Consider the following 23,751-nt stretch of genomic DNA (forward strand, 5'->3'; position numbering starts at 1 on the left):
TATTAATTATAGATTGTTTTTAACATTTTGACAAGACCATACCCTGCTAGGAGTACTAATCTTCGGCAATAAAACCATCATTTTCGATAGAGTGGTGTTCTGTCATTCCTTGGTCTGTAAAGACGATTCCATGAAGGACACCACCATAGACAGCTCCTCCATCCATGCCAATCTTGCCATCTTCTGTAATCCAAAGCTCAGATGTACCTCGGTCTTGCTTGAGCAAACCATAAACTGGTGTATGCCCAAAGACAATGGTTTTTCCAGTATGATTTTCGGCTTCGTGGAATGGCTTTCTGAGCCAGACTTTTTTATAATCTGTAGTTTCATGCCAATCATCCAAAGTCAAATCAATACCTGCATGAACAAAGATATACTTGTCTGTCTCTACTACAAATGGCATTTGACGAATAAATTCGACCAAGTCTGCCGCTTCAGTCGCAACCCGTTTGGCATCTTCTACGCCATCAACTGGTGCATCCAAGGGACGACCTAAAATAGAGTTAATGGTTGTATCACCACCATTGCGACGATAGTGGTCATAGCTTTCCTCAGGATTGTCCAACCAAGTCAAAAACATATACTCGTGATTACCTGATAGACAGATAGCTCCATGATTGTCAACCAAGTCTTTGACCATTTCTAGAACACGGCGACTGTCTTCACCACGGTCAATCAAATCCCCTAGAAAAAGCAACTGAGTTTGACCATCCCAGGTTTTGAGCAGATCTTCTAGCATACCAGCTTTCCCGTGAACATCTCCAATTACATAATAGTCTGTCATTTATTTCTCCCTCGTTTGCAATAATTCTCTAGCTTGGGTAAGGGCAGCTTCTGTTACATTCTCCCCAGCCAACATCTTAGCTACTTCCTCTACTCGCTCTTCTAAAGTCAAGAGACGAACTGTCGACACCGTTGAGTGCTCATCGCTAATCTTCTCAATAAAGAATTGATAATCTGCGATGGCAATCACTTGCGGAAGATGAGAAATAGCTAAAACCTGACCATGCTGACCAATCTTATGAATCTTCTGAGCAATAGCTTGAGCCACACGACCTGAAACTCCCGTATCCACCTCATCAAAGACAATACTGGTCTTGCCTTCTTTGCGAGAAAAAGCAGACTTGATAGCCAACATGAGACGGGATAATTCCCCACCAGACGCAACTTTGACCAAAGGTTTAAAGTCTTCACCAGGATTGGTGGAAATGTAAAACTCAACCGTTTCATTCCCCTCACGACTAAATTTGCCCTTGCTGAAGCGAACCTGGAATTGTGCCTTCTCCATATAGAGGTCCTGAAGTTCTTGTTTAATCTCTGCCTCAAGCAGCTGGGCCAAATCATGGCGAGCAGATGCAAGCTGCCCTGCCAGATCAACAAGATTAATTTCCAATTTCTTGAGCTCTGCTTCCATGTCTTCGGAAGAAAGATTATTACCTGTCAAGAGATTGTACTCATCCGTAATCTTAGCGAAGTAAAGCAGGACATCGTCTACAGTCCCACCATACTTGCGGGTAATAGTATTCAGAAGGTCTAAGCGATTCTCAACCTGCATGAGGCGATTGCCATCAAAATCCAAATTCTCAATAATATCTTCCAAACGCTTGGTAATATCTTCTAGAACATAGTAGGTCTCTGATAGAGAACTTGAAATTTCACGGTATTCAGGGTCGTATTCTTCGACACTTTCCATGTCATTCATGGCCGAACGGACATTAGCAAGACTGGAGAATTCCTCATTGTCCAACATACTATAAGCATTGGTTAGCGTATCCGCAATATTTTTATGATTGAGGAGTTTATCTCGTTCTTGGTTGAGAGCCAAGTCTTCACCAGCCTGCAAGTTTGCTGCTTCAATCTCTGCCATTTGAAATTCCAACATCTCAATGCGAGACTTGTGTTCCTGCTGGTTTTTCTTGACTTCCAGAACTTGTTTACGCATTTTGCGGTAGGTGTCAAAGCTTGTCTGATAGGTCTCCTTCAAGTCCAAGAAAGCTGCATCACCAAACTCATCCAACATCTGGATGTGCAGTTGAGGACGCATTAACTCCTCTTGGTCATGTTGACCATGAATATCGACAAGATGCTGGCCGATTGCACGCAAAACAGAAAGATTGACCATCTGCCCATTCACGCGACTAACACTTCTCCCATTTTGAAGAATTTCACGACGGATGATAATTTCATCACCCAATTCTAAACCTTGCTCCTCAAAGAGTTCTTGTAAGACTCGGCTATTTTCAACAGAGAAAAAACCTTCAATCTCCGCCTTGGGAGCACCATACCGAATGACATCTGTAGTCGCTCTAGCTCCTAACATCATGTTCATGGCATCGATGATGATCGATTTCCCAGCACCTGTTTCACCAGTTAAAACAGTCATACCCTTTTCAAAATTGAGCGAGATCGCCTCTATAATGGCAAAGTTTTTTATCGAAATTTCAAGTAACATATAAACCTACCAATTTTTTACTTGTTCAAACATTTCCTTGGCGTCTTCTTCATTTCTCAAGATAATCAAAATTGAGTTGTCGTCTGCCAGGCAGTTGAAAATTCTCTCTGAGAAAGTATTCATCAGCTGACTCTTGACAAAGGCAGTATTCCCAGGAATGACATCCAGATTGATCATATTTCCCATGCGCTCAGAACCTACTATGTTATTCTCAGCCAACTGCAAACTTCTTACAATTGTTTTTGGCAATTCATAGATGTATTTATTGTTCTTCAAGGGAATTTTTACGATACCCAGTTCCTTAATATCTCGTGACACCGTCGCTTGAGTGGCAGAGATACCTGCTTCTTTTAAATGCTCAACGATTTCTTCCTGTGTTCCAATTTGATAATCTGTTACAAATCTTCTAATTTTTTCAAGTCTTTCTTTTTTATTCATCTTTAAATTCTCTATGTGCTCTCTCTACAACTTTTTCTATTTCAGGGGCAACTTGGTTACTTGCTCCATCTTCCTTTTTCAAATATGCCAGAAATTCGATATTTCCATGTCCACCTTGGATTGGTGAATAGTCTAATCCAAGCACTGAAAAACCTTGCTCAACTGCCATAGCAGTGACTGATTCAAGGACATGTTGATGAACCTTGGCATCACGAATGATTCCATTTTTCCCAATCTGCTCACGGCCTGCCTCAAACTGAGGTTTGACAAGTGCTACAACTTGACCTTGATCAGCCAAAACACGGTGCAAGGCAGGCAAAATCAGACTAAGAGAAATGAAACTCACATCAATACTGGCAAAACTTGGTTCCTGCTCAAAGTCAGTCTTTTCAGCATAACGAAAATTAAACTGCTCCATGCTAACAACCCGAGGATCTTGACGCAATTTCCAAGCCAACTGATTGGTACCAACATCAACTGCAAAGACCAACTCCGCACCATTCTGCAACATGACATCGGTAAAGCCTCCGGTAGAAGCACCAATATCAATCGTGGTTGCGCCATCAACTGACAAACCGAAGGCCTGCAAGGCCTTTTCCAGTTTCAAACCACCACGACTGACATACTTGAGTTTTTCACCTTTGAGTTTTAGCTCAGTATCATCTGGGATTTTCTCTCCTGGTTTGTCAAAGCGTTCTCCATTAAGGACTGCTACAACAAGCCCAGCCATGACACCACGCTTGGCTTGTTCACGTGTTTCAAACAAACCCTGTTTATAAGCTAGTACATCCACTCTTTCCTTAGCCATTGATTCTCAAACTTTCTACTACTTTCACAATCGGCTCTTTTTCAAAGCTGACTTGCTGGGCGATTTCTTCTAATTTTGCCGTGGCTTGATTCAATGTTTGGTTACAAAAGGCAATAGCCTCCTCCAAACCCAACAAGGCTGGATAGGTTGACTTTTCTGCCTGCAAATCCTTTTGTGGAGTCTTCCCGATTTCCTCAAAACTAGCTGTCACATCCAGCACATCATCTCGAACTTGAAAGGCCAGCCCAATCAATTCACCAACTGTTTTCAGTTTTGCTTGGATTTCTGGTGCTAATTCAGCTATGATAGCGGCGGCTTGGAAAGGATAGGCTAGTAATTTTCCAGTTTTATTGGCATGAATGGTCTGAAGTTCTTCCAAGGACAAGTGCTGGTGTTCACCTTCCATATCTAAAACCTGCCCTGCAACCATTCCCAGACTTCCTGATGCAAGAGATAAGTTGGCAATCAAGTCCACCTTGATCTGACTTGGCAAATCTGCCTGCGCTATCAATGCAGAGGGATCTAGGAACAAGGCATCTCCTGCCAAAATCGCCATAGCCTCGCCGAATTTCTTATGATTTGTCAAGCGTCCCCGACGATAATCGTCGTCATCCATAGCAGGTAGATCATCGTGAATCAAACTTCCTGTATGAATCATTTCCAAGGCCGCAGCCACCTGCGCGTGAGCTGGTTGGATTGCGACCTGCAAGGCTTCCAAAACTTCTAACAAGAGAAAAGGCCGAATACGCTTGCCACCAGCATGAATGGAATAGAGAATGGACTCTCGTAGACTAGAAGCAAACTGCTGGTCTCCATAAAAATCTTCCAAGGCAGACTCGACAAGAGCTAATTTTTCTTGCTTCTTCATTCAAAATCACTTTCTGTTCCGTCTTCTTGCATGACCTTGACCAAGGTCTTTTCAGCCTTGTCCAGCGTCGCCTGAAGTTCTTTTGACAAGACCATACCCTTTTGAAAGGCAGCAATCGCATCTTCCAGAGCGATTTCACCATTTTCCAAACTTTGGACAATGGTTTCCAGTTCTGCTAGATTTTCCTCAAATTTCTTTTGTTTTGACATCTTTAACCTCTAATTCTACTTGACCATCTCGCATCAAAAGCGTTACTTGGTCTTTTTTCTTCAACATCTCAACCGAATCGACTACGGACTCTTCTTTTTTGACAATTGCATAGCCACGCGCCACTATTCGACTGGTATCCAACATCAACAAGGCTTCTGAAAGTCGCTTCACTTCAGCAACCTTGGCATCATAAACCAGCGCCATTTGGCTACGTAGCAGCTTGTCTAACTGACCAAGCCGGTCCTGATAGCGTTGTATTTTGGTTATAGGTGATAATTGTACCAATTGATGCGTCCTTGCTTGTACTAATTGGTTGCTATCAGAAATCCGTGTTCGTAAACTTTGTTTTAAGCGCAGTTGCAGTTGGTCCAATCGTTGCAAATAGCCGTCATACAAGCGCTCTGGTTGTCTAAAGATAACAGACTGACTGCATTTTTTCAGAGCTTCTTTTTTTCTTGACAGGACATTTTGTACAGCTGTCGCCATCCGTTTTTCTTGATTTTGCAAATGAGCCAAAAGATCCAACTTGGTCACTGGTGTTGCCAGTTCTGCTGCAGCTGTTGGCGTTGCAGCCCGTCTATCTGCTACAAAATCCGCTAAGGTCACATCTGTCTCATGCCCCACGCTAGAAATGATTGGCAAACGCGATTCAAAAATAGCCCGTACCACAATCTCTTCGTTAAAGGCCCAGAGATCCTCAATAGAACCCCCACCTCGACCAATGATGAGAACATCTAGGTCCTCACGCTCATTAGCACGCGCAATATTTCGAGCAATTTCCTCCGCAGCTCCATCACCTTGCACCTTGGTCGGATAGAGAAGAATATCGACACCAGGAAATCGTCTGCTGACGGTCGTGATAATATCTCGAATAACAGCTCCACTGGGACTAGTTACCACACCGATTCGCTTAGCAAACTGGGGAAGAGGTTGCTTGAACCTCTCTTGAAACAAACCTTCTTCTATCAATTTTTTCTTGAGTTGTTCAAACTGAATCGCAAGCGCCCCAACCCCATCAGGCTCAGCTTTTTCAATGATAATAGAGTAGCTCCCACTGGGTTCATAGACCTGCACACGCCCAATCACATTGATCTTCATCCCCTCTTCGAGGTCGAAGCCTAATTTCTGATAGATCCCTGACCAGATGGTTGCTTGAATAACCGCATGGTCATCTTTTAGGGAAAAATATTGGTGAGTAGGTCGTTTACGAAAGTTGGAAACTTGACCAGTTAAATAGACCCGTTCCAAGTAAGGGTCTTTATCGAATTTCATTTTCAGATACTTGGTCAAAGTTGTTACCGATAAATACTTTTCCATCTCCACCTACTATTCATTTTCTTGCTTTTCCATGGGTATTATTATACCAAAAATATGCTTAAAAATCACCTTTTTCCTACCGAAACTAAAGGAAAAATAGAAAAAGGAGGCATGGCCTCCTCATCTGATTATTTGCTGTTACGAGCTTCTTCCAAAATCTTTGCAATCTTTGTGGTCAAAAGGTCGATAGCAACTGTATTGCTGACTCCCTCAGGAATGACGATATCCGCATACCGCTTGGTCGGCTCAATGAACTGGTGGTACATGGGTTTGACCACACCCAAATACTGATCAATAACGCTATCTAGACTACGGCCACGCTCCTCCATATCACGCTTAATCCGACGAATAATGCGTACATCATCATCTGTATCCACAAAAATCTTGATATCCATCAAATCGCGCAGACGCTTGTCCTCCAAGACCAGAATCCCCTCAACGATAAAGACATCCTGAGGCTCCTGACGATAGGTCTTGCTACTCCGTGTATGCGCTGTATAGTCATAAGTCGGGATATCCACTGGGCGCCCTGCCAACAATTCCTTAATCTGCTCGATCATCAAGTCTGTATCAAAGGCAAATGGATGGTCGTAGTTGGTTTTGACACGCTCTTCAAAGGTCAAGTGAGACTGATCCTTGTAGTATGAATCATGCTCAATCATGGAAATCTTTTCATCAGGAAAGTGCGATAAAATGGCTCTTGAAACACTTGTTTTTCCTCCACCAGAACCACCTGTCACTCCGATAATGATTGGTCTATTTTGCATGCTATCCTCCGTTCTTTTATCCGTCGTCTATTCTATCACATTTCTAGCAAAATTTATAGTCTGATTTTGGATAGATTATGGGTAACAATTCAAATCCCTACATCTCAGTTAGACTAGATAAAAACCTTCCTTGGTTTGTAAAGTTCATCCCGTTTTTCAAGAATGGCTAGCAATTTTTCTCCCTCAAAGGCAGCCAATTCCTTATCCAACTGTTCTAGCTCGATAAAACGACCAAAGCGTACTTCTGTAGCCTGTTCTTGAGTTAGGAAAACTTTAACAAGGTCCCCTGTTCCAATTTCTAGAGGATGGAGAAAGTCCAGTTGATCAGCCTCCACTTTTTCAGCAATTTCTTCCAAGGTCAAGGCATCTTCTAACTGCAAACCGGCTGCACTAGTACGTGTTAGGTGAGACATATGAGCCGCATAACCAAGCTTCTCTCCCAAGTCAACAGACAAGGTACGGATGTAAGTTCCCTTACTGCATTTCACACGGAAAGTGAATCGTGCAAGTTCGCCCTCATAAGAAATCGGACTTGTCCGCTCAAAGCTATAAATAGTTACCTCACGTTTTGGACGCTCTACTTCCTGACCAGCACGCGCATACTCATATAGCTTGCGGCCATTGACCTTGACAGCCGAATACATGGGAGGAATCTGGGTAATAGGCCCAGTAAAGCTCGCAATCGTTTCATCGATAAGCTTTTCATCCAAGGGCGACAAAACAGGGGTCTCTGCGACCACTTCCCCACTAGCATCCTCGGTTATCGTTGAATAGCCCAGAGTGATTTCTCCCTCATAAACCTTACCCTCATCCTGCATAAACTCGACCATGCGAGTCGCCTTGCCAACCGCAATCGGCAAAACACCCACCACATCCGGATCCAGCGTCCCACCATGACCAATTTTCTTGGTTCCTAAAATCTTACGCAGTTTAAAGACCGCATCGTGCGAGGTCATCCCCGCTTCTTTTTTTAAGTTAATAATACCGTTCATTTTTGCTTTCTTACTCCCCCTTCAGCGCTTCAAACTTCGCTTTCATAGTTGGATTTTTGCGGGTCAATTTTTTAACTGAAATGTCTTCCAGCTTATTGTTAGCTAAGCGGAGTTGGTTTTCAGATGTGGTCAGGAATTTCTTGACTTCTTCCATACGCTTAATTGCTTTATCAATTTCATCGATGGCTTTGCCAAAGTTGGTCGAAGCGGAGTTGTAGTTTTTGGCAAAAGCTACTTTGAAGGCATCCAAGTCTTCTTCAAAATGCGTAATGTCAATATTTTGTTCGCGAACCAAGGCCAACTCTTGCTTGTATTTGAGAGAATTAAGCGCCGCATTACGCAAGAGCCCAATCAACTGAATAAAGAACTGAGGACGGACAACATACATCTTTTCATACTCATGACTGACGTCAACAATCCCTGTGTTAAAGTAGTCGTTATCTGCCTCAAGCATGGTCACCAACACGGCATATTCACAGTTCTTTTCATAACGGTCCTTGTCTAATTCTTTGTAAAAATCGGAATTCTTATGCTTCTTCTCCGTCCCATCCGCTTCGTTTTTCATTTCAAACATGATGGAAATAATTTCCACACCATTTTCATCACTTTCACGGAAGATAAAGTCCCCCTTAGACCCACGCGCAGAGACCTTGTTATCCTTCTCAAAGTAGGCATTTGGAAAGGCAAAGCTACGGACCTTATTGAACTCACTCTCTGCATACTGTTCCAAACTTTCACCGATTGCCTTGGTAGATTGTTGAGCTTTGAAATTCTTGTAAAATTCGACTTGTTCACTAGCAGCCTTAAGCTGGGCTTCGTAATTCTGCTTAACAGAAGCCAAAGACAACTCATTTTCTTTTTCTTGCAAGAGGAGCTGATTTTTGACCTGATCCCGTTCTTTTTCTAGGTCAGAAAGGGTCCTTTGCAGTTGATTTTCATGCTCCAAACGCAAGGTAGCCAATTGGTTTTCCAAGGTCTGTACTTCCTTATCCTTTGCCAATAAAGCCTCATGACTTGACTGTTCAAGCTCTTTCTTAGCCAGCTCTTTCTCTGTATCAAAGTTTTGGATTTGACTCTGCAATTGCGCAATTTCTTGATCCTTCTGAGCCAGTTTAGACTGTTGTTCATTCATAGCTTTTTGCTCAACCAAAGCCAATTCCTGCTTCATCCGATCGTGTAGTTCCTTATCAAACTCAGCCGTTCTCACTTGGGATAAAAGTTCGGCATACTGACTTTCATTTACTGTAAAGACTTCCCCACAGTTGGGACATTTGATTTCGTTCATATCGTTCCTCTTTCTAGACTTCTGTAACCATTATATCATGCCAGAGGGAAAATCAAAAACAGTGAGTCGAAACCCACTGTTGATATCTGTTACTTTAAATTTTTTCCAAAGCCAAGCGCAAATCTTCAATCAAATCCTCTACATTTTCAAGACCGATAGACAAGCGGATTTGGTTGGGTGTTACACCTGCTGCTTCTAGATCTTTTTCTGACAACTGACCGTGAGTGGTTGTCGCAGGATGGACAACAAGAGATTTTGCATCTGCCACGTTTGCAAGGTCAGAGAAGATTTCCAAATTATCAATAACCTTGCGAGCTTCTGCCTCTCCGCCTTTAACATGGAAGGTAAAGATTGAACCAACACCTTTTGGCAAATATTTCTCAGCCAAGTCATGGTAAGGACTGTCAGCAAGTTTTGGATAATTTACCTTCTCTACCTTAGGATGGTTGACAAGGAAATCAACAATTTTCTCTGCATTTTGCACATGGCGTTCAACACGAAGAGAAAGAGTTTCAAGTCCTTGGAGCAAGAGAAAGGCATTAAATGGCGACAAGGCCGCACCTGTATCACGGAGCAATTGAACACGAACAGCGATAATAAAGGCTGCTGCACCCACATCACGAGTATAGCTCAAGTTGTGATAACTTGGGTCTTCCTCAACAAATTGAGGGAATTTCCCTGAAGCTGCCCAGTCAAAACGACCGCTATCGACAATCACTCCTCCAATAGTCGTACCATGCCCACCGATAAACTTAGTTGCAGAGTGAATGGCAATATCTACACCGTGAGAAAAGACGTTAATCAAATAAGGTGTGGCAAAAGTGTTGTCAGAAACGAGAGGAATCTGGTGTTTATGCGCAATCTCAGCCAATTTCTCCAAGTCAGGAATGTTAATTAAGGGATTCCCCAAGGTTTCAATCAAGACAAGCTTGGTATTGTCATTGATAGCTGCTTCCACTTCTTCCAAATTATCCACATCGACAAAGGTTGTTGTGATCCCATAACGAGGAAGGGTTTCCTTCAAGAGGTTGAAGGTCCCACCGTAAATAGTTGACGCAGCCACCACATGGTCACCTGCGTGAGCAAGCGCCAAAATAGTGTAGGTTACAGCAGCCATCCCTGATGCTGTCGCTAGTGCTCCAACACCACCTTCAAGAGCAGCGATTCTTTCCTCAAAAGCTGCTGTTGTAGGATTTGTGATACGAGTATAAATGTTCCCTGGTTTTCTCAAGGCAAACAGATCAGCACCTTCTTGCGTGTCATCAAAAACGAAGGATGTTGTTTGATAAATCGGTACTGCACGAGACTTAGTTGCCGGATCAACTACTTGCCCAGCATGTAATTGTAGAGTTTCAAATTTAAAATCACGAGTCATAAGACGACCTCCAAATAGCTTCATTAGGGATATTGTATCATCTTGGGCTAGTCTTTTCCAATACCGTTTTTCTATATTTTGATATAAGGAACAACTATGACTAGTCTTACACATCAAACAAAAAAAGCACGATTCACTCGTGCTCATTTCTTTAATCGACATAAGTATCTTCGTTTTTATTGAGGAAAGCGTATGGTAAGCCCATCAAGAGACCTCCTCCGATAAAGTTTCCGACAAAGGTTACACCCCAGTGACGAAGAATATTAGGTATGTCAAAATTAGCAATTGAATCTGCTGCAACACTGAACTTAACAATCGCAAAAGAAGCAAAGTTCGCAGCAATGTGTTCGTTTGTTAAGAATACAAACATGTAAATTGCTGACAAAACAAGCCAAAGTTTAGCCCCACCGTCTTTTACCAAAACAAAGGAAAGAATGGCAATGTTTACAAAGATATTGGCTAAAATACCTTCAAGTAAGACTAGCTCATTGGAACGGCTTAACTTCATCTCTACAACCCCTGAAATGAAGCTATCATGCGTTAGATTTGCATAGGCTGCTGAGTGGGCAAAGCCCCAACCTGCTATCAAAGCTCCGATAAGGTTGAACAAGGTACAGTAAAGTAAAATCTCAGCTGTTTTTCTCCATGAAATTTTTTTCAAGAAACTACCAGCTGTCAAAAACATCATATTTGAAGTTACCAGCTCAGCATTCAAGAAAACAATGTAGGCCAATCCCCAAGCAAAAACAAATGGGAAGAGAAAACGTCCACTACCTGGAGCGATCTTATTAATCAAGTCAGCCCCAACTGCGCCTGCAGCCGTACTAAATGTCATAAAAGCACCTGCAAACATGGAACGAATCGCATACTTAAACTTGCTTTGGCTATAAAGACTTTCTTTCTTCTTGCAAGCAAATTCAATCTTTGAGATAAATTCTGAAGAGACCATAAAAAACTCCTAAACTTTTATTTGTGATAATTATAACATAATTCTTGTTTTCTCGAAAGCGTTTTCTGTAAAATTCTAAAATATTTATCTTAAAAATCTTTATCCTAAGCCTTATTATCCTTTTTCATAAGAACTATTTTGATCCTATTTGTTAACATAAAAACCAGTGAAATAGCACTTCACTGGTTCATTCATTCTTAATAACGTTGTCTATACGGTTGATTAAAGGCCTTCAAAATATCCTCAGAAGTCTCAGAATAAGCTTTTGATTCTTTAAAGATTCCTTTGACGATTATACGCTCAGTCGCATTATAATCAACACAGGTAACCAAAGTAATCTCCTTTACGCCATCACGATCCTCGATTTCATCTACACGGTCTGGTGTAACACGTTTAACTTCTGTAATCTCATAAGTATAAACTTTATCCTTATCCGTCAGGTAAATTTTCATACCTGCTTTGGCATTGACCAAAGGAGAGAAGAGCATTTGACTGGCATTTTCAGCAGTAAAGATATGGTGACTGGCTAGAGAATAGTTCCCTTCTCCCATTTTTTGATCAGGTTTCATGGTCCCTGCTCCGTAGAACAAGTTTACATTGTCCAAACCTTTGAAAATAGGAAGGTTAATCTCTACTTCAGGAATAGCAATACCTCCAATAACAGGAAGTTTCTGAGCATCCCATTGTGAAGCCAATACAGCTTCGGATGAAATAGACTTAACAGAGTCAAAATCAAAATTTCCTTCGGTTTTTAGATTTTCATCTATATTTTCCTTAGTTACTTGATTGACTTGGTATTTATTGGTATTCCAGACCAAAAAGATATCACGAATCTTTGAATTAAAAATTAAAGCTAGCGATAAAAGAATTAAGAAACCCGCTAAAATATTGATAAATAGATTTCTGCGCTTGTTTTTCTTACTCTTTTTATTTTTCGTTTTTTTATGAGACATTATGCTTCACCTTCTGTTTCAATTTCAGTCCCAACTTCTTCTTTTTCTGCCGCAGCAACCGTTGTAAAGGTCACAATCTTAGCATCCTGATCTAGACGCATCACCTTAACTCCCATAGTTGAGCGTCCTGTTTGTGAAATATTGGCAACGTTTGTACGGATCATGACACCTGTATCTGTGATAATCATCAGGTCTTCATCTCCTTTAACAGTGAGAAGACCTGCCAGAGGACCATTCTTCTCAGCAACATTGGCTGTCTTCATCCCTTTACCACCACGGCCTTTAGTAGGATATTCAGTAGCAAGTGTACGTTTACCATATCCTTTTTCAGTGATGATAAGAACTTCGTCTTGGTTTGTAATCACGCTAGCACCAACTACTGTGTCACCCTCACGAAGATTGACTCCTCGGACACCTGTCGCGATACGGCTCATGCCACGAACAGCTGATTGATTAAAGCGAACAGCATAACCAAACTTGGTACCAATGATAATATCCGTATCTTCTTCTGTCAGCAAGACATTAATCAATTCGTCTTCATCCTTGAGATTCAAGGCTTTCAGTCCATTTTGACGAATATTAGCGAACTCTTTAACACTAGTTCTCTTCACAATACCGTGACGAGTTGTAAAGAAGAGATAGGCGTCATCGCTACGTTCAGACTCAACGTTGATGATGGTCTGAATACTCTCACCTTCGTCCAACTTCAAAAGATTGACAACTGGCAAGCCCTTAGCGGTACGACCGTATTCAGGAATTTCATAACCTTTCAGTCGATATACGCGTCCTTTATTGGTAAAGAAGAGCAAATGATCATGGGTACTGGTTGAAACCAACTCACGCACAAAGTCATCATCCTTAACCCCCGTACCTTGAACTCCACGGCCACCACGTTTTTGAGCAGTAAACTCACCTTGGTCCAAACGTTTGATATAGCCCTTGTTAGATAGGGTAATCAAGACATCCGTTTCTTCAATCAAATCTTCATCTTCAAGAGTTAAGACTTCTCCGATCATCAACTCCGTACGACGCTTGTCACCAAACTTGCGTTTGACTTCGTCCAATTCCTCTTTGATGATTTGCGCCACGCGCTCAGGTTTGGCAAGAATATCAGCCAAATCTGCAATCAAGGCAATTAATTCATCATATTCAGACTGAATCTTATCACGTTCCAATCCTGTCAAACGACGAAGACGCATATCAAGGATAGCTTGACTTTGACGTTCAGAAAGCTTGAACTTGCTCATCAACTCAGCTTGCGCTTCCGCATCTGTTTCACTGGCACGAATGATACGAATCACTTCGTCGATATGGTCAAGTGCAATTAAAAGACCTTCTAAGATGTGCGCACGCGCTTCTGCCTTTTCCTTGTCAAAACGAGTACGGCGAACAACCACTTCTTTTTGGTGCTCGATATAAGCATCCAAAATTTGACGAAGGGACAAGATTTTTGGCACGCCATTTTGAATCGCCAACATGTTGAAACCAAAATTGGTTTGCATCTGGGTCATCTTGAAGAGGTTGTTAAGGATAACGTTGGCAGACGCGTCGCGTTTAACCTCGATTACAAAGCGAACGCCTTCACGGTTGGACTCATCACGTACAGCTGTAATGCCCTCAATTCGTTTTTCCTGAACCAAGCGAACAATATGCTCATGCACCTTGGTTTTATTAACCATATAAGGGAATTCCGTTACAACGATGCGCTCCCGACCCGTCTTAGTGGTTTCAATCTCTGTACGAGAACGAAGGACAATGGAACCTTTACCAGTCTCATAAGCCTTATGGATCCCTGATTTCCCCATGACAAGGGCACCGGTTGGAAAATCTGGACCAGGCAAGACTTCCATCAAGTCCTTAGTCGTCACTTCAGGATTGTCCATAACCAACTTCACTGCATCAATGGTTTCACCCAAGTTGTGAGGTGGAATATTGGTTGCCATCCCAACGGCAATACCCGTTGCTCCATTGACCAAAAGGTTTGGAAAACGAGCTGGCAAGACCAAGGGTTCACGTTCGTTAGCATCGTAGTTGTCTACGAAATCAACGGTGTTTTTATTGATATCACGAAGCATTTCAAGAGCAATCTTGCTCATACGTGCCTCAGTGTACCGCTGCGCGGCAGCACCGTCCCCGTCCATAGAACCAAAGTTTCCATGCCCATCAACAAGCATGTAACGGTAGCTCCACCATTGAGCCATACGAACCATGGCTTCGTAAATAGAGGAATCTCCGTGTGGGTGGTATTTACCCATAACATCCCCTGTAATACGGGCTGATTTTTTATGAGGTTTGTCTGGTGTAACACCTAGTTCATTCATTCCGTAAAGAATACGACGGTGAACAGGTTTTAAGCCATCTCGAACATCAGGAAGGGCCCGCGCGACGATAACGCTCATGGCGTAGTCGATAAAGCTGGTCTTCATCTCCTTTGTCAGATTGACATTCACTAAATTTCTATCCTGCATTCATAAATGCCTCATTTCACTATTAGTAATTAGATATATTATACCATAATTTGTCCTTCATTTCAGTCTTTGAAAACCACTAAAACGTTTACATTAATAACCGAATAGAATATTCGTGACAAAGCTTTTTAAAAGTGATAGAATGAAAGTGTCTGGGGATTCCCCTAAAAAAAATGAAGGAGATGTTTAGATAATGACTTCAACTAAACAACACAAAAAAGTGATCCTTGTTGGTGACGGTGCCGTAGGTTCATCTTACGCTTTCGCACTTGTTAACCAAGGAATTGCACAAGAGCTTGGAATTATCGAAATTCCACAATTACACGAAAAAGCTGTTGGTGATGCGCTTGACCTTAGCCACGCCCTTGCCTTCACTTCACCTAAAAAAATCTACGCTGCTCAATACTCTGACTGTGCAGACGCTGACCTTGTTGTTATCACTGCAGGTGCTCCTCAAAAACCAGGTGAAACTCGCCTTGACCTTGTAGGTAAAAACTTGGCTATCAACAAATCAATTGTAACACAAGTTGTTGAATCAGGTTTTGATGGTATCTTCCTTGTTGCGGCTAACCCAGTTGATGTTTTGACTTACTCAACTTGGAAATTCTCTGGATTCCCTAAAGAACGTGTTATCGGTTCAGGTACTTCACTTGACTCAGCACGTTTCCGTCAAGCACTTGCTGAAAAATTGGATGTTGATGCTCGTTCAGTTCACGCCTACATCATGGGTGAACACGGAGATTCTGAATTTGCGGTTTGGTCACACGCTAACATCGCTGGTGTAAACCTAGAAGAATTCCTTAAAGATACTCAAAACGTTCAAGAAGCTGAATTGATTGAATTGTTCGAAGGTGTTCGTGACGCTGCTTACACAATCATTAACAAAAAAGGAGCTACTTACTACGGTATCGCTGTAGCACTTGCTCGTATCACAAAAGCAATCCTTGATGACGAAAATGCAGTACTTCCACTTTCAGTCTTCCAAGAAGGTCAATACGGTGTTAAAAACGTCTTTATCGGTCAACCAGCTGTTGTTGGTGCACACGGTATTGTTCGTCCAGTTAACATCCCATTGAACGATGCTGAAACTCAAAAAATGCAAGCATCTGCTAAAGAATTGCAAGCTATCATTGATGAAGCATGGAAAAACCCTGAATTCCAAGCAGCTTCTAAAAACTAATGAAAAGAAGGTTCTCAAACATGGGAACCTTTTTCTTTTTGCACAGAATCATAACTCAACTTTTCAAATAAACAAAAAAAGCCTATCTACCAAGCAATGAAGCTTGATACAATAGGCTTTTTGAAAATTCATTATTTAACAGCGTCTTTAAGAGCTTTACCAGCTTTGAATGCTGGAACTTTAGAAGCTGCGATTTTGATTTCTTTACCAGTTTGTGGGTTGCGACCTTTACGTGCAGCACGCTCACGAACTTCAAAGTTACCGAAGCCGATCAATTGAACTTTTTCACCAGCTGCAAGGTATTCAGTTACTGCTGCAAATACAGCGTCAACTGCTGCTGCTGAATCTTTCTTAGTCAATTCTGTAGCTTCTGCTACTTTAGCGATCAAATCTTGTTTGTTTGCCATGTTAACAAATCCTCCAAATAATTTCTAATTAACAAATATAATCATATCCTAAAATCGGCTATAGGTCAAGTCAAAAACACTATTTTGACCATTTTTTCTCTATTTTTTTAGGAATTGTAGCGAATTAGAATTGCCCAAGCATTCTCTCCAGTATGAGTTTGAATAATAGAGCCAGTTTCCAATACAGAGATTGGTTTCTCAACATAAGGTTGCAATAATGCCTTCATCTCATTCGCCCATTCGTTCGTTCCAGCATAGGAAATTCCAATTTCTGCAACTGATTTTTGGGAAAGAGCATTGGTTAATTCCTCAAGCCACTTTTTGAAAGTTTTCGCTCCACGTCCTTTGGCGATTGGTTGGAGTTCGTGGTTCTTCATCTGCATTACTACACGAATGTTCAAGAGTGAGCTTAGTAATCCTGTCACACGTCCAATACGACCACCCTTAACTAAGTTTTCTAGCGTCGAAACACCGATATAGAGTTCTGTATGATTTTTGACGTCCTCTACATGAGCTAGAATCGTTTCTAAATCTTTACCTTCTTTAGCAAGTTTTGCGGCTTCAACAACTTGGAACTTCATTGCTTGATCTGTAAAAGAACTATCAATAACCGTTACATCAGCAGTTGAGAGGCTTGCCCCTTGGCGAGCAGCTTCCACAGTTCCAGACAAGGCATGGGACATGTGAATGGCGATAATTTGACTGCCATCTTTACCTAGTTCTTCAAAGATCTCAGCAAACACTCCTACAGGTGGCTGGCTTGTTTTAGGCAGATTCTTACTTTGTTGCATAAGATGAAGGAATTCTCCCTCTTTCAAATCTGCATCCGAATAAAGCACACTATCAATCATAACTGATAGAGGAACAACGGTGATATTTAATTCTTTAACTACTTCTGGTTCGATAGTAACAGAAGAGTCCGTTACAATTTTTACTTGTGTCATAATTCAATCTTTCTATTCTTCTCGATAGGATTGGGATTTTCTCCTTTATTATATCAAAAAAATGATAAAAAATCATAAGTGATCCGATGAAAAGAACTGAATTTTTGGTATAATTTATCTATAGAAAAGTGAGGAACAGCCATGATTCGAAAACTTCAACCGATTATCACTATTATTTTTGGAGCTGCTATCTATGCCTTCGGTCTTACTTACTTTGTTGTTCCTTATCATTTATTTGAGGGAGGGGCGACAGGTATTACCTTGATTACCTACTATCTTTTTAAAATCCCTGTCTCATTGATGAACCTCTTGATTAATATCCCTTTATTTATCCTGGCTTGGAAGATATTTGGACCTAAGACCCTCTACTCCAGCCTTCTAGGATCTATTTCACTTTCCGTTTGGCTAGCAATCTTTGAGCGCATTCCTTTGCACATCGACTTGCAAGGGGATCTCATCATTGTCGCTTTAGTCTCAGGTGTCTTACTAGGAGTTGGTTTAGGAATTATCTTTAATGCTGGTGGAACCACTGGTGGCTCTGATATCGTTGCCCGTATCCTCAACAAATACACCAATATTTCGATTGGGAAATTGCTTTTTGGGATTGACTTTTTTATCCTAATGTTGATTTTGATTATCTTCCAGGACCTTCGTCTAGTTACCTATACCCTCTTGTTTGACTTTATCATCGCTCGTGTTATCGACTTGATAGGCGAAGGAGGTTATGGTGGTAAAGGATTTATGATTATTACCCAATATCCTGATCAATTGGCCAAAGAGATTAACGATGAACTCGGACGTGGCGTTACCTTTATATCTGGTCAAGGCTACTACAGCAAAAAGGATTTAAAAATTATCTACTGTATCGTCGGTCGAAACGAAATCGTTAAAATGAAAGATATGATTCACAAAATTGACCCTCAAGCCTTTATCACCATCACTGAGGCTCATGAAATTCTGGGTGAAGGATTTACTTATGTGAAAGATTAAAAAAAGCTGGGAATTCCCAGCTTTTATTCTTCTTCTGCGAGGGTTGAATGGCGGAACCCGTAAGTAAAGTAAATGACTAGACCAACTAAAAGAGCAATGCCAAAGGCAATCCAGGTATCTAGACTATATTGAAGCATAAAGGAAACACAGATAAGAATGGAAAGAATTGGTAAAAGTGGCACCAAGGGAGTTTTAAACTCTCCCTCTTTTGGCATACCCTTATCCTTTCTGAGTTTTATTATTCCGTAGGCTAACAAAATCAGATAAGCTAGCGTACAAATATTTAAGAAGGCTGCAATACTAGCTAGAGGAAACACTCCTGCAGCAATGGCTGAAGCAACTCCTGTTAAGAGGGTTGCATTTTTAGGAACACGACTAGTCTTGCTTAATTGTTTGAAACTTTGGGGTAAAAATCCATCACGTGCTAAACTATAAATCATCCGAGACAAAGCGTAAGTCATGGAGATACATACGGTTATCAGGGTTAGAATGGCTACAAGCGAAACATAATTTGCTGCCCAGCCGATACCAATACTCCGTAATGAAAATGCTACTGCATCGTCCACATTGAGCTTACTGTAGTGAACAATCCCTGTCAATACTAAGGTTACCAAAGCATAGAGAATGGTGACGATTGTCAGAGAAAGGACGATTCCGCGGGGAATATTTTTTTGCGGACTTTGAATTTCATCAACTGCCATGGAAATAGACTCAAATCCGAGAAATCCAAAGAACATCAAAGATGCACCCGCCATAATACCAGTACTTCCACCATATAGTTGACCAAAACCAAATGGAGCAAAATTCGTCCAATTTTCTGGCTTGATGTACCAAATACCAACTAGGATAAATAAGGCTAGAGCTGAGAATTTCAAGACCACTAAAAGCGAATTAAATCTCAAAGCTGCCTTAGAATTTAATAAAACCAATCCCGTTACCAACGTAAGTACTAAAATCGGCAGAAGATCGATATAGGTTCCCTGTTCAGGGTTAAAGGTTCCATTCAAGGCTTGGGGCATGGAGATACCATAATTACTGAGCAATCCCTTAAAGTAAGCTGCCCAGCCAGACGCCACACCTGAAACAGCCGTCATGAATTCCATGATGGTCAGCCAGCCAGCAATCCAGGCTGGCAATTCTCCTAGAATCGCATAGAGGTAACTATAAGCACCACCAGTTGCAGGAACACGAGAGGCAAATTCTGCAAAAAAGAGGGCTGATAGAGAAACACACAGGGCAGAAATCACAATGGAAATCACTAGTGATGGACCAGCTAGGGTAGCCGCTGCTGTTCCTGTAATGGTGAAAATCCCCGTCCCCACCATAGCACCAATCCCTAGAAGAATCAAATCCCACAATTTCAAATGGCGATGCATCTCTGTCTGTCTCAGACTAACATCCTTGGTTCTAAAAATATTCATACTTCATCTCCACTAAATGTAATTGTTTTATTTTACCATATAAAAGTATTTTTGTGAATATTTATTAGGTTCTTTTTTAAAAAAATTCTGAACAGAAAGGATTCCTGTTCAGAATTTGCATTTTTACCCAGTAATTCTTTCAATTAGTTACTCATCAAGCGATTAAGCTCAACAGTATACCCCATTGAAAGTTTTTGGGGATTTGGGATTTTTTAAACTTCAAAGTAAGGGAACGGACGGTCACTATCTAAAGGACGATGTGGAACTTCTTGTTCCAGAATAGCGCGCCAACCAGATACCAATTCTTCAAAAGTCAGTTGTGCTTCTGGAGAAGCTGTTGTCAGCTTCCGACCAAACCAAGCCATGGTTGCAGTTTCAAATTGAAGCATAGCGTACTGGATTACTGGTACATTTGCCTCTTCATAATTTTCATTTGCTGCACGTGCCACACCTGGTGCTTGTGGAAGGAGTTGATTGCTGATTTTATCAATAACAGTCTCATCCATCTCTCTCCATGAAAGAAGTTGACCATTTACCTGATAAAAGAGCTCAAAGGTTTCTTGATTTTCTTTGAAATTAGTAAGAACAAAAGCACGTTCTACCGCCTCAGGACCACCAGCAGCTTTTACAGCGTTTATCAAGAAGTTTTGTTCCATTTGTCGCCAATAATCATCTGCTTCTTCTACTAAATCAATTGTAAAAGGTGGAACAATTTCCTCGACAGGAATTTCACCTTTATTCGCTTTTTCAACATTACCGAATAATTTTTTTAAAAATCCCATTTGCTTCTCCTTTTTGGATTTATCCGACTGAACCTTCCATTTCATAGCTAATCAAGCGGTTCAGCTCAACTGCGTATTCCATTGGAAGTTCTTTAGTGAAGGGCTCTACAAATCCCATAACGATCATCTCAGTAGCTTCAGATTCTGACAAACCACGACTCATGAGGTAGTAGAGTTGTTCCTCTGAAATCTTAGATACCTTGGCCTCGTGTTCCAAAGCAACTTGCGAGTTGTGAATTTCATTAAACGGAATGGTATCTGACGCTGATAAGTCATCCATGATAATGGTATCACACTCGATGTGAGAAACAGATTTCTTAGAGTTCTTGTTAAAGGTTACTTGTCCACGATAGTCCACCTTTCCTCCGCCTTTAGCAATGGATTTAGACACGATAGACGAGCTTGTATGTGGAGCGTTGTGGATCATCTTGGCACCCGTATCTTGGTGTTGCCCTGCATTGGCAAAGGCGATAGAGAGCATGGTTCCACGCGCTCCTTCTCCATCAAGGTAAACAGACGGGTATTTCATGGTTGTTTTAGCACCCAAGTTACCATCAATCCACTCAACAGTCGCATCTTTCAAAGCTTTGGCACGTTTTGTTACCAAGTTATAGACGTTATCAGACCAGTTTTGGATGGTTGTATAACGCATATAAGCTCCGTCCAAGGCAAAGATTTCTACAATGGCCGCATGTAAGCTATTGCTTGAATAAGTTGGCGCTGTACATCCTTCTACGTAGTGGACACTTGCTCCCTCGTCAACGATAATCAAGGTACGTTCAAACTGACCAGTATTTTCGTTATTGATGCGGAAGTAAGTTTGAAGTGGAATATCTACCTTGACACCTTTTGGTACGTAGATAAAGGTTCCACCAGACCATACTGCTGAGTTGAGGGCAGCCAACTTGTTATCCGTCGGCGGTACCAACTTGGCAAAGTATTGTTTAAACAAGTCTGGGTATTCCTTGAGGGCAGAATCCGTATCTGTAAAGATAATGCCTAACTTCTCAAATTCTTCCTTCATGTTGTGGTAAACCACTTCTGACTCGTACTGAGCAGAGGCTCCTGCTAGATAAGCACGTTCAGCTTCTGGAATTCCGATACGTTCAAAGGTTTCTTTAATCTTTTCAGGTACATCATCCCAAGAACGCGCTGGTTTATCAGATGGTTTTTGGTAATAGATCAAGTCATCAAAGTCAATCTCTGACAAGTCCGCTCCCCAAGTCTGCATGGGCATTTTTTTGAAGGTTTCATAAGACTTCAAACGGAATTCTAACATCCACTCAGGTTCTCCCTTAGCAGCTGATAGTTCACGAATGACACCTTCGTTGAGTCCTTTTCCTGTCGATAGGACAGGCTCTACATCATCATGGAAACCAAATTTATATTCACCAAGATCAATTGGTTTTGGTTCTACTCTTTCTTCAGCCATAATATCCTTTCTTTCATTCTTCATTTCTACTGACTTAATAAGACAAAAGAAACTTGTCTTACTTGTTCTCTTGATCTTCAATTGTTTTCTTAAGGGCATTCCAAGCTAGAGTTGCACACTTGATTCGTTGAGGGAATTTGGCAACACCTGACAAGAAGGCACCATCCCCGAGTTGGTCTTGGCGGTCATCTTTTTGTCCTTGAACCATTTCAGAAAAAATGGTCGCAAGTTCTAAAATTTCTTGCTTGGTCTTCCCTAAAACGGCATCTGTCATCATACTAGCAGAGGCAGTTGAAATCGTGCATCCTGAATTTAGAAAAGCAATATCTTCCAAACGGCCATCTGCATCAAACTTGACAGAGAGGTTGATGACATCGCCACAGGTTGGATTATTGAGGCTGATTTGCTCGGCATCTTCCAGCTTCCCTTGGTGATGTGGATTTTTCGAATGGTCTGCCACCACTGCCATATAAAGGCTATCTAGTTTAGAAAGTGCCATTGAAAAACTCCTTTGTCTTTTGTAGGGCATCGATCAACTTGTCGCAATCTGCCTTGGTATTGTAGATATAAAAACTTGCACGAGCTGTTGCAGGGACTTCCAAATACTGAAGCAAGGGTTGCGCACAGTGGTGACCTGCACGAACTGCTACTCCTTCATAATCCAGAGCCGTCGCAAGATCGTGAGGATGAAGATCTCCTAAGTTAAAGGCAATAACACCTGAACGTTGAGCCAAATCCTGTGAACCGTAAATAGTCAATCCTTCAATGGCCTGCAATTTTGGAAAGACATATGAGATTAATTCCTGTTCATGGGCTTCAATCGCATCCATACCAAGATTTTCAAGATAATCCACTGCAGCAGCAAGTCCAATAGCACCAGCCATATTTGGCGTTCCAGCCTCAAATTTCCAAGGCAATTCCTTCCAACTAGCAGATTGCTCGTAGACGAAATCAATCATTTCTCCACCAAACTCAACTGGTGACATTTGTTCTAAATACTTCTCTTTTCCGTAAAGAACACCAACACCAGTTGGTCCAGCCATCTTGTGACCTGAAAAGGCAAAGAAGTCCACATCCAAGTTCCGTACATCAATCTTCATATGAGGTGTAGATTGAGCACCATCCACTACCATGATGGCTCCAACTTGGTGGGCTAATTGAGTGATTTCCTTGATCGGATTGACCACACCAAGAACATTTGAAGCATGAGCTAGGGAGACAAACTTGACTTTATCAGTCAATTTAGATCGCAAGTCATCCATATCCAGAGCTCCATCTTTGAGATAGACATAAACAAGCTCTGCCCCAGTCTTTCGACAAGCTTCCTGCCATGGAATAATATTGGAATGGTGTTCCATGATAGAAATCAAGACCTGGTCGCCCTCAGTCAGGATTTCCTCAGCGAAGCGTGCCATCCAGTTAAGACTGGTTGTCGTTCCTCTGGTAAAGAGAACTTCCTTTGTAGAGCCTGCATTGATAAACTTTCGAATGGTTTCACGAGCGGCTTCATAGGATGCTGTTGCTCGCTCAGCCAAGGTATGAACACCACGGTGAACATTGGCATTGTCCTGCTCATAGTAGCGGTTGATTGTTTCCAGAACTGCTAGTGGTTTTTGTGTCGTCGCAGCATTATCCAGATAGACCAGAGGTTCATCGTTGACAATCTGGTCTAAAATTGGAAAATCCTTACGAATCGCTTCTACATCTAACATA

General features: G+C 41.6%; 23 protein-coding genes. 2 read left to right on the forward strand and 21 right to left on the reverse strand.

Annotation, left to right across the window (positions count from 1 at the left end; all coding sequences use genetic code 11):
* Window positions 1–55: 55 nt before the first annotated feature.
* From BLS46_RS02920 to gyrA, 14 genes are all read right to left on the reverse strand, one after another.
* A complete protein-coding gene (locus BLS46_RS02920) occupies window positions 56–784 on the reverse strand; it encodes a metallophosphoesterase family protein (RefSeq protein WP_093585571.1) in 729 nt (242 codons plus the stop codon).
* Complete coding sequence (gene recN, locus BLS46_RS02925; protein WP_093585573.1) at window positions 785–2,452, reverse strand: DNA repair protein RecN; 1,668 nt, start codon at window positions 2,450–2,452, stop codon at window positions 785–787.
* Window positions 2,453–2,458: 6 nt separating this feature from the next.
* Window positions 2,459–2,890, reverse strand: a complete 432-nt coding sequence (locus BLS46_RS02930) for an arginine repressor (protein ID WP_001034389.1) — start codon at window positions 2,888–2,890, stop codon at window positions 2,459–2,461.
* Window positions 2,883–3,698: a TlyA family RNA methyltransferase gene (locus BLS46_RS02935; RefSeq protein ID WP_093585575.1), complete on the reverse strand. Its 816-nt coding sequence runs from the start codon at window positions 3,696–3,698 to the stop codon at window positions 2,883–2,885. Before BLS46_RS02935 ends, BLS46_RS02930 begins: the two co-directional genes overlap by 8 nt.
* On the reverse strand, window positions 3,691–4,566 hold the full coding sequence (locus BLS46_RS02940) for a polyprenyl synthetase family protein (protein ID WP_093585577.1): 876 nt from the start codon (window positions 4,564–4,566) through the stop codon (window positions 3,691–3,693). Before BLS46_RS02940 ends, BLS46_RS02935 begins: the two co-directional genes overlap by 8 nt.
* Window positions 4,563–4,775: an exodeoxyribonuclease VII small subunit gene (locus BLS46_RS02945; protein WP_000043226.1), complete on the reverse strand. Its 213-nt coding sequence runs from the start codon at window positions 4,773–4,775 to the stop codon at window positions 4,563–4,565. Before BLS46_RS02945 ends, BLS46_RS02940 begins: the two co-directional genes overlap by 4 nt.
* Complete coding sequence (xseA, locus tag BLS46_RS02950; RefSeq protein WP_093585579.1) at window positions 4,753–6,093, reverse strand: exodeoxyribonuclease VII large subunit; 1,341 nt, start codon at window positions 6,091–6,093, stop codon at window positions 4,753–4,755. Before xseA ends, BLS46_RS02945 begins: the two co-directional genes overlap by 23 nt.
* Before the next feature lie 128 nt (window positions 6,094–6,221).
* Entirely contained in the window at window positions 6,222–6,860 is a 639-nt protein-coding gene (gene udk / locus BLS46_RS02955) for a uridine kinase (RefSeq protein ID WP_001181369.1), read from the reverse strand.
* A gap of 113 nt (window positions 6,861–6,973) precedes the next feature.
* On the reverse strand, window positions 6,974–7,852 hold the full coding sequence (truB, locus tag BLS46_RS02960) for a tRNA pseudouridine(55) synthase TruB (RefSeq protein ID WP_093585581.1): 879 nt from the start codon (window positions 7,850–7,852) through the stop codon (window positions 6,974–6,976).
* A 10-nt stretch (window positions 7,853–7,862) separates the two neighbouring features.
* On the reverse strand, window positions 7,863–9,137 hold the full coding sequence (locus BLS46_RS02965; RefSeq protein ID WP_093585583.1) for a DUF2130 domain-containing protein: 1,275 nt from the start codon (window positions 9,135–9,137) through the stop codon (window positions 7,863–7,865).
* Window positions 9,138–9,231: 94 nt separating this feature from the next.
* Window positions 9,232–10,512, reverse strand: coding sequence for an O-acetylhomoserine aminocarboxypropyltransferase/cysteine synthase family protein (locus tag BLS46_RS02970; protein WP_093585585.1), 1,281 nt, complete (start codon window positions 10,510–10,512; stop codon window positions 9,232–9,234).
* A 151-nt stretch (window positions 10,513–10,663) separates the two neighbouring features.
* Entirely contained in the window at window positions 10,664–11,461 is a 798-nt protein-coding gene (locus BLS46_RS02975) for a formate/nitrite transporter family protein (RefSeq protein WP_093585587.1), read from the reverse strand.
* A gap of 197 nt (window positions 11,462–11,658) precedes the next feature.
* The gene (locus BLS46_RS02980; RefSeq protein ID WP_000018509.1) at window positions 11,659–12,414 is read right to left on the reverse strand and encodes a class A sortase; all 756 of its coding nucleotides are present in this window, start codon (window positions 12,412–12,414) and stop codon (window positions 11,659–11,661) included.
* Window positions 12,414–14,882, reverse strand: coding sequence for a DNA gyrase subunit A (gene gyrA / locus BLS46_RS02985; RefSeq protein WP_001154049.1), 2,469 nt, complete (start codon window positions 14,880–14,882; stop codon window positions 12,414–12,416). The genes BLS46_RS02980 and gyrA overlap by 1 nt, the downstream gene beginning before the upstream one ends.
* Before the next feature lie 193 nt (window positions 14,883–15,075).
* Between gyrA and BLS46_RS02990 the strand changes: the two genes are divergently transcribed.
* Window positions 15,076–16,062: an L-lactate dehydrogenase gene (locus tag BLS46_RS02990; protein WP_000204722.1), complete on the forward strand. Its 987-nt coding sequence runs from the start codon at window positions 15,076–15,078 to the stop codon at window positions 16,060–16,062.
* Window positions 16,063–16,193: 131 nt separating this feature from the next.
* Here the strand turns inward: BLS46_RS02990 and BLS46_RS02995 are convergent, their stop codons facing one another.
* Both BLS46_RS02995 and BLS46_RS03000 read right to left on the reverse strand, forming a co-directional pair.
* Window positions 16,194–16,469 (reverse strand): HU family DNA-binding protein, encoded by a 276-nt coding sequence (locus tag BLS46_RS02995; RefSeq protein WP_001284636.1) that lies wholly within the window; start codon window positions 16,467–16,469, stop codon window positions 16,194–16,196.
* 107 nt (window positions 16,470–16,576) lie between these two features.
* Window positions 16,577–17,413, reverse strand: coding sequence for a DegV family protein (locus tag BLS46_RS03000; protein ID WP_084881769.1), 837 nt, complete (start codon window positions 17,411–17,413; stop codon window positions 16,577–16,579).
* A gap of 141 nt (window positions 17,414–17,554) precedes the next feature.
* Between BLS46_RS03000 and BLS46_RS03005 the strand changes: the two genes are divergently transcribed.
* A complete protein-coding gene (locus BLS46_RS03005; protein WP_084880784.1) occupies window positions 17,555–18,403 on the forward strand; it encodes a YitT family protein in 849 nt (282 codons plus the stop codon).
* Window positions 18,404–18,426: 23 nt separating this feature from the next.
* Here the strand turns inward: BLS46_RS03005 and BLS46_RS03010 are convergent, their stop codons facing one another.
* The 5 genes from BLS46_RS03010 to BLS46_RS03030 all read right to left on the reverse strand — a co-directional run bounded on the left by BLS46_RS03010 (window position 18,427) and on the right by BLS46_RS03030 (window position 23,750).
* The gene (locus BLS46_RS03010) at window positions 18,427–19,824 is read right to left on the reverse strand and encodes an APC family permease (protein WP_084944573.1); all 1,398 of its coding nucleotides are present in this window, start codon (window positions 19,822–19,824) and stop codon (window positions 18,427–18,429) included.
* Between the two features lie 212 nt (window positions 19,825–20,036).
* Window positions 20,037–20,606, reverse strand: coding sequence for a hypothetical protein (locus tag BLS46_RS03015; protein ID WP_084944575.1), 570 nt, complete (start codon window positions 20,604–20,606; stop codon window positions 20,037–20,039).
* 19 nt (window positions 20,607–20,625) lie between these two features.
* Entirely contained in the window at window positions 20,626–22,038 is a 1,413-nt protein-coding gene (gene sufB / locus BLS46_RS03020) for a Fe-S cluster assembly protein SufB (protein ID WP_000797062.1), read from the reverse strand.
* A gap of 58 nt (window positions 22,039–22,096) precedes the next feature.
* On the reverse strand, window positions 22,097–22,537 hold the full coding sequence (sufU, locus tag BLS46_RS03025; protein WP_093585589.1) for a Fe-S cluster assembly sulfur transfer protein SufU: 441 nt from the start codon (window positions 22,535–22,537) through the stop codon (window positions 22,097–22,099).
* Window positions 22,524–23,750, reverse strand: a complete 1,227-nt coding sequence (locus tag BLS46_RS03030; protein ID WP_093585591.1) for a cysteine desulfurase — start codon at window positions 23,748–23,750, stop codon at window positions 22,524–22,526. The genes sufU and BLS46_RS03030 overlap by 14 nt, the downstream gene beginning before the upstream one ends.
* Window position 23,751: the final 1 nt, after the last annotated feature.

Source organism: Streptococcus sp. NLAE-zl-C503 (assembly GCF_900104285.1).
Lineage (GTDB): Bacteria > Bacillota > Bacilli > Lactobacillales > Streptococcaceae > Streptococcus.

Bases quoted from the DNA above. Each gene is read 5' to 3' on its own strand.
- sufU (WP_093585589.1), bottom strand. From the start codon at position 22,537: ATGGCACTTTCTAAACTAGATAGCCTTTATATGGCAGTGGTGGCAGAC.
- sufB (WP_000797062.1), bottom strand. From the start codon at position 22,038: ATGGCTGAAGAAAGAGTAGAACCAAAACCAATTGATCTTGGTGAATAT.
- BLS46_RS03005 (WP_084880784.1), top strand. From the start codon at position 17,555: ATGATTCGAAAACTTCAACCGATTATCACTATTATTTTTGGAGCTGCT.
- BLS46_RS02970 (WP_093585585.1), bottom strand. From the start codon at position 10,512: ATGACTCGTGATTTTAAATTTGAAACTCTACAATTACATGCTGGGCAA.
- BLS46_RS03010 (WP_084944573.1), bottom strand. From the start codon at position 19,824: ATGAATATTTTTAGAACCAAGGATGTTAGTCTGAGACAGACAGAGATG.
- BLS46_RS02995 (WP_001284636.1), bottom strand. From the start codon at position 16,469: ATGGCAAACAAACAAGATTTGATCGCTAAAGTAGCAGAAGCTACAGAA.
- BLS46_RS02935 (WP_093585575.1), bottom strand. From the start codon at position 3,698: ATGGCTAAGGAAAGAGTGGATGTACTAGCTTATAAACAGGGTTTGTTT.
- gyrA (WP_001154049.1), bottom strand. From the start codon at position 14,882: ATGCAGGATAGAAATTTAGTGAATGTCAATCTGACAAAGGAGATGAAG.
- BLS46_RS02945 (WP_000043226.1), bottom strand. From the start codon at position 4,775: ATGTCAAAACAAAAGAAATTTGAGGAAAATCTAGCAGAACTGGAAACC.
- recN (WP_093585573.1), bottom strand. From the start codon at position 2,452: ATGTTACTTGAAATTTCGATAAAAAACTTTGCCATTATAGAGGCGATC.
- BLS46_RS02980 (WP_000018509.1), bottom strand. From the start codon at position 12,414: ATGTCTCATAAAAAAACGAAAAATAAAAAGAGTAAGAAAAACAAGCGC.
- BLS46_RS03000 (WP_084881769.1), bottom strand. From the start codon at position 17,413: ATGACACAAGTAAAAATTGTAACGGACTCTTCTGTTACTATCGAACCA.
- BLS46_RS02940 (WP_093585577.1), bottom strand. From the start codon at position 4,566: ATGAAGAAGCAAGAAAAATTAGCTCTTGTCGAGTCTGCCTTGGAAGAT.
- BLS46_RS02920 (WP_093585571.1), bottom strand. From the start codon at position 784: ATGACAGACTATTATGTAATTGGAGATGTTCACGGGAAAGCTGGTATG.
- BLS46_RS02975 (WP_093585587.1), bottom strand. From the start codon at position 11,461: ATGGTCTCTTCAGAATTTATCTCAAAGATTGAATTTGCTTGCAAGAAG.
- truB (WP_093585581.1), bottom strand. From the start codon at position 7,852: ATGAACGGTATTATTAACTTAAAAAAAGAAGCGGGGATGACCTCGCAC.
- BLS46_RS02930 (WP_001034389.1), bottom strand. From the start codon at position 2,890: ATGAATAAAAAAGAAAGACTTGAAAAAATTAGAAGATTTGTAACAGAT.
- udk (WP_001181369.1), bottom strand. From the start codon at position 6,860: ATGCAAAATAGACCAATCATTATCGGAGTGACAGGTGGTTCTGGTGGA.
- xseA (WP_093585579.1), bottom strand. From the start codon at position 6,093: ATGGAAAAGTATTTATCGGTAACAACTTTGACCAAGTATCTGAAAATG.
- BLS46_RS02965 (WP_093585583.1), bottom strand. From the start codon at position 9,137: ATGAACGAAATCAAATGTCCCAACTGTGGGGAAGTCTTTACAGTAAAT.
- BLS46_RS03030 (WP_093585591.1), bottom strand. From the start codon at position 23,750: ATGTTAGATGTAGAAGCGATTCGTAAGGATTTTCCAATTTTAGACCAG.
- BLS46_RS02990 (WP_000204722.1), top strand. From the start codon at position 15,076: ATGACTTCAACTAAACAACACAAAAAAGTGATCCTTGTTGGTGACGGT.
- BLS46_RS03015 (WP_084944575.1), bottom strand. From the start codon at position 20,606: ATGGGATTTTTAAAAAAATTATTCGGTAATGTTGAAAAAGCGAATAAA.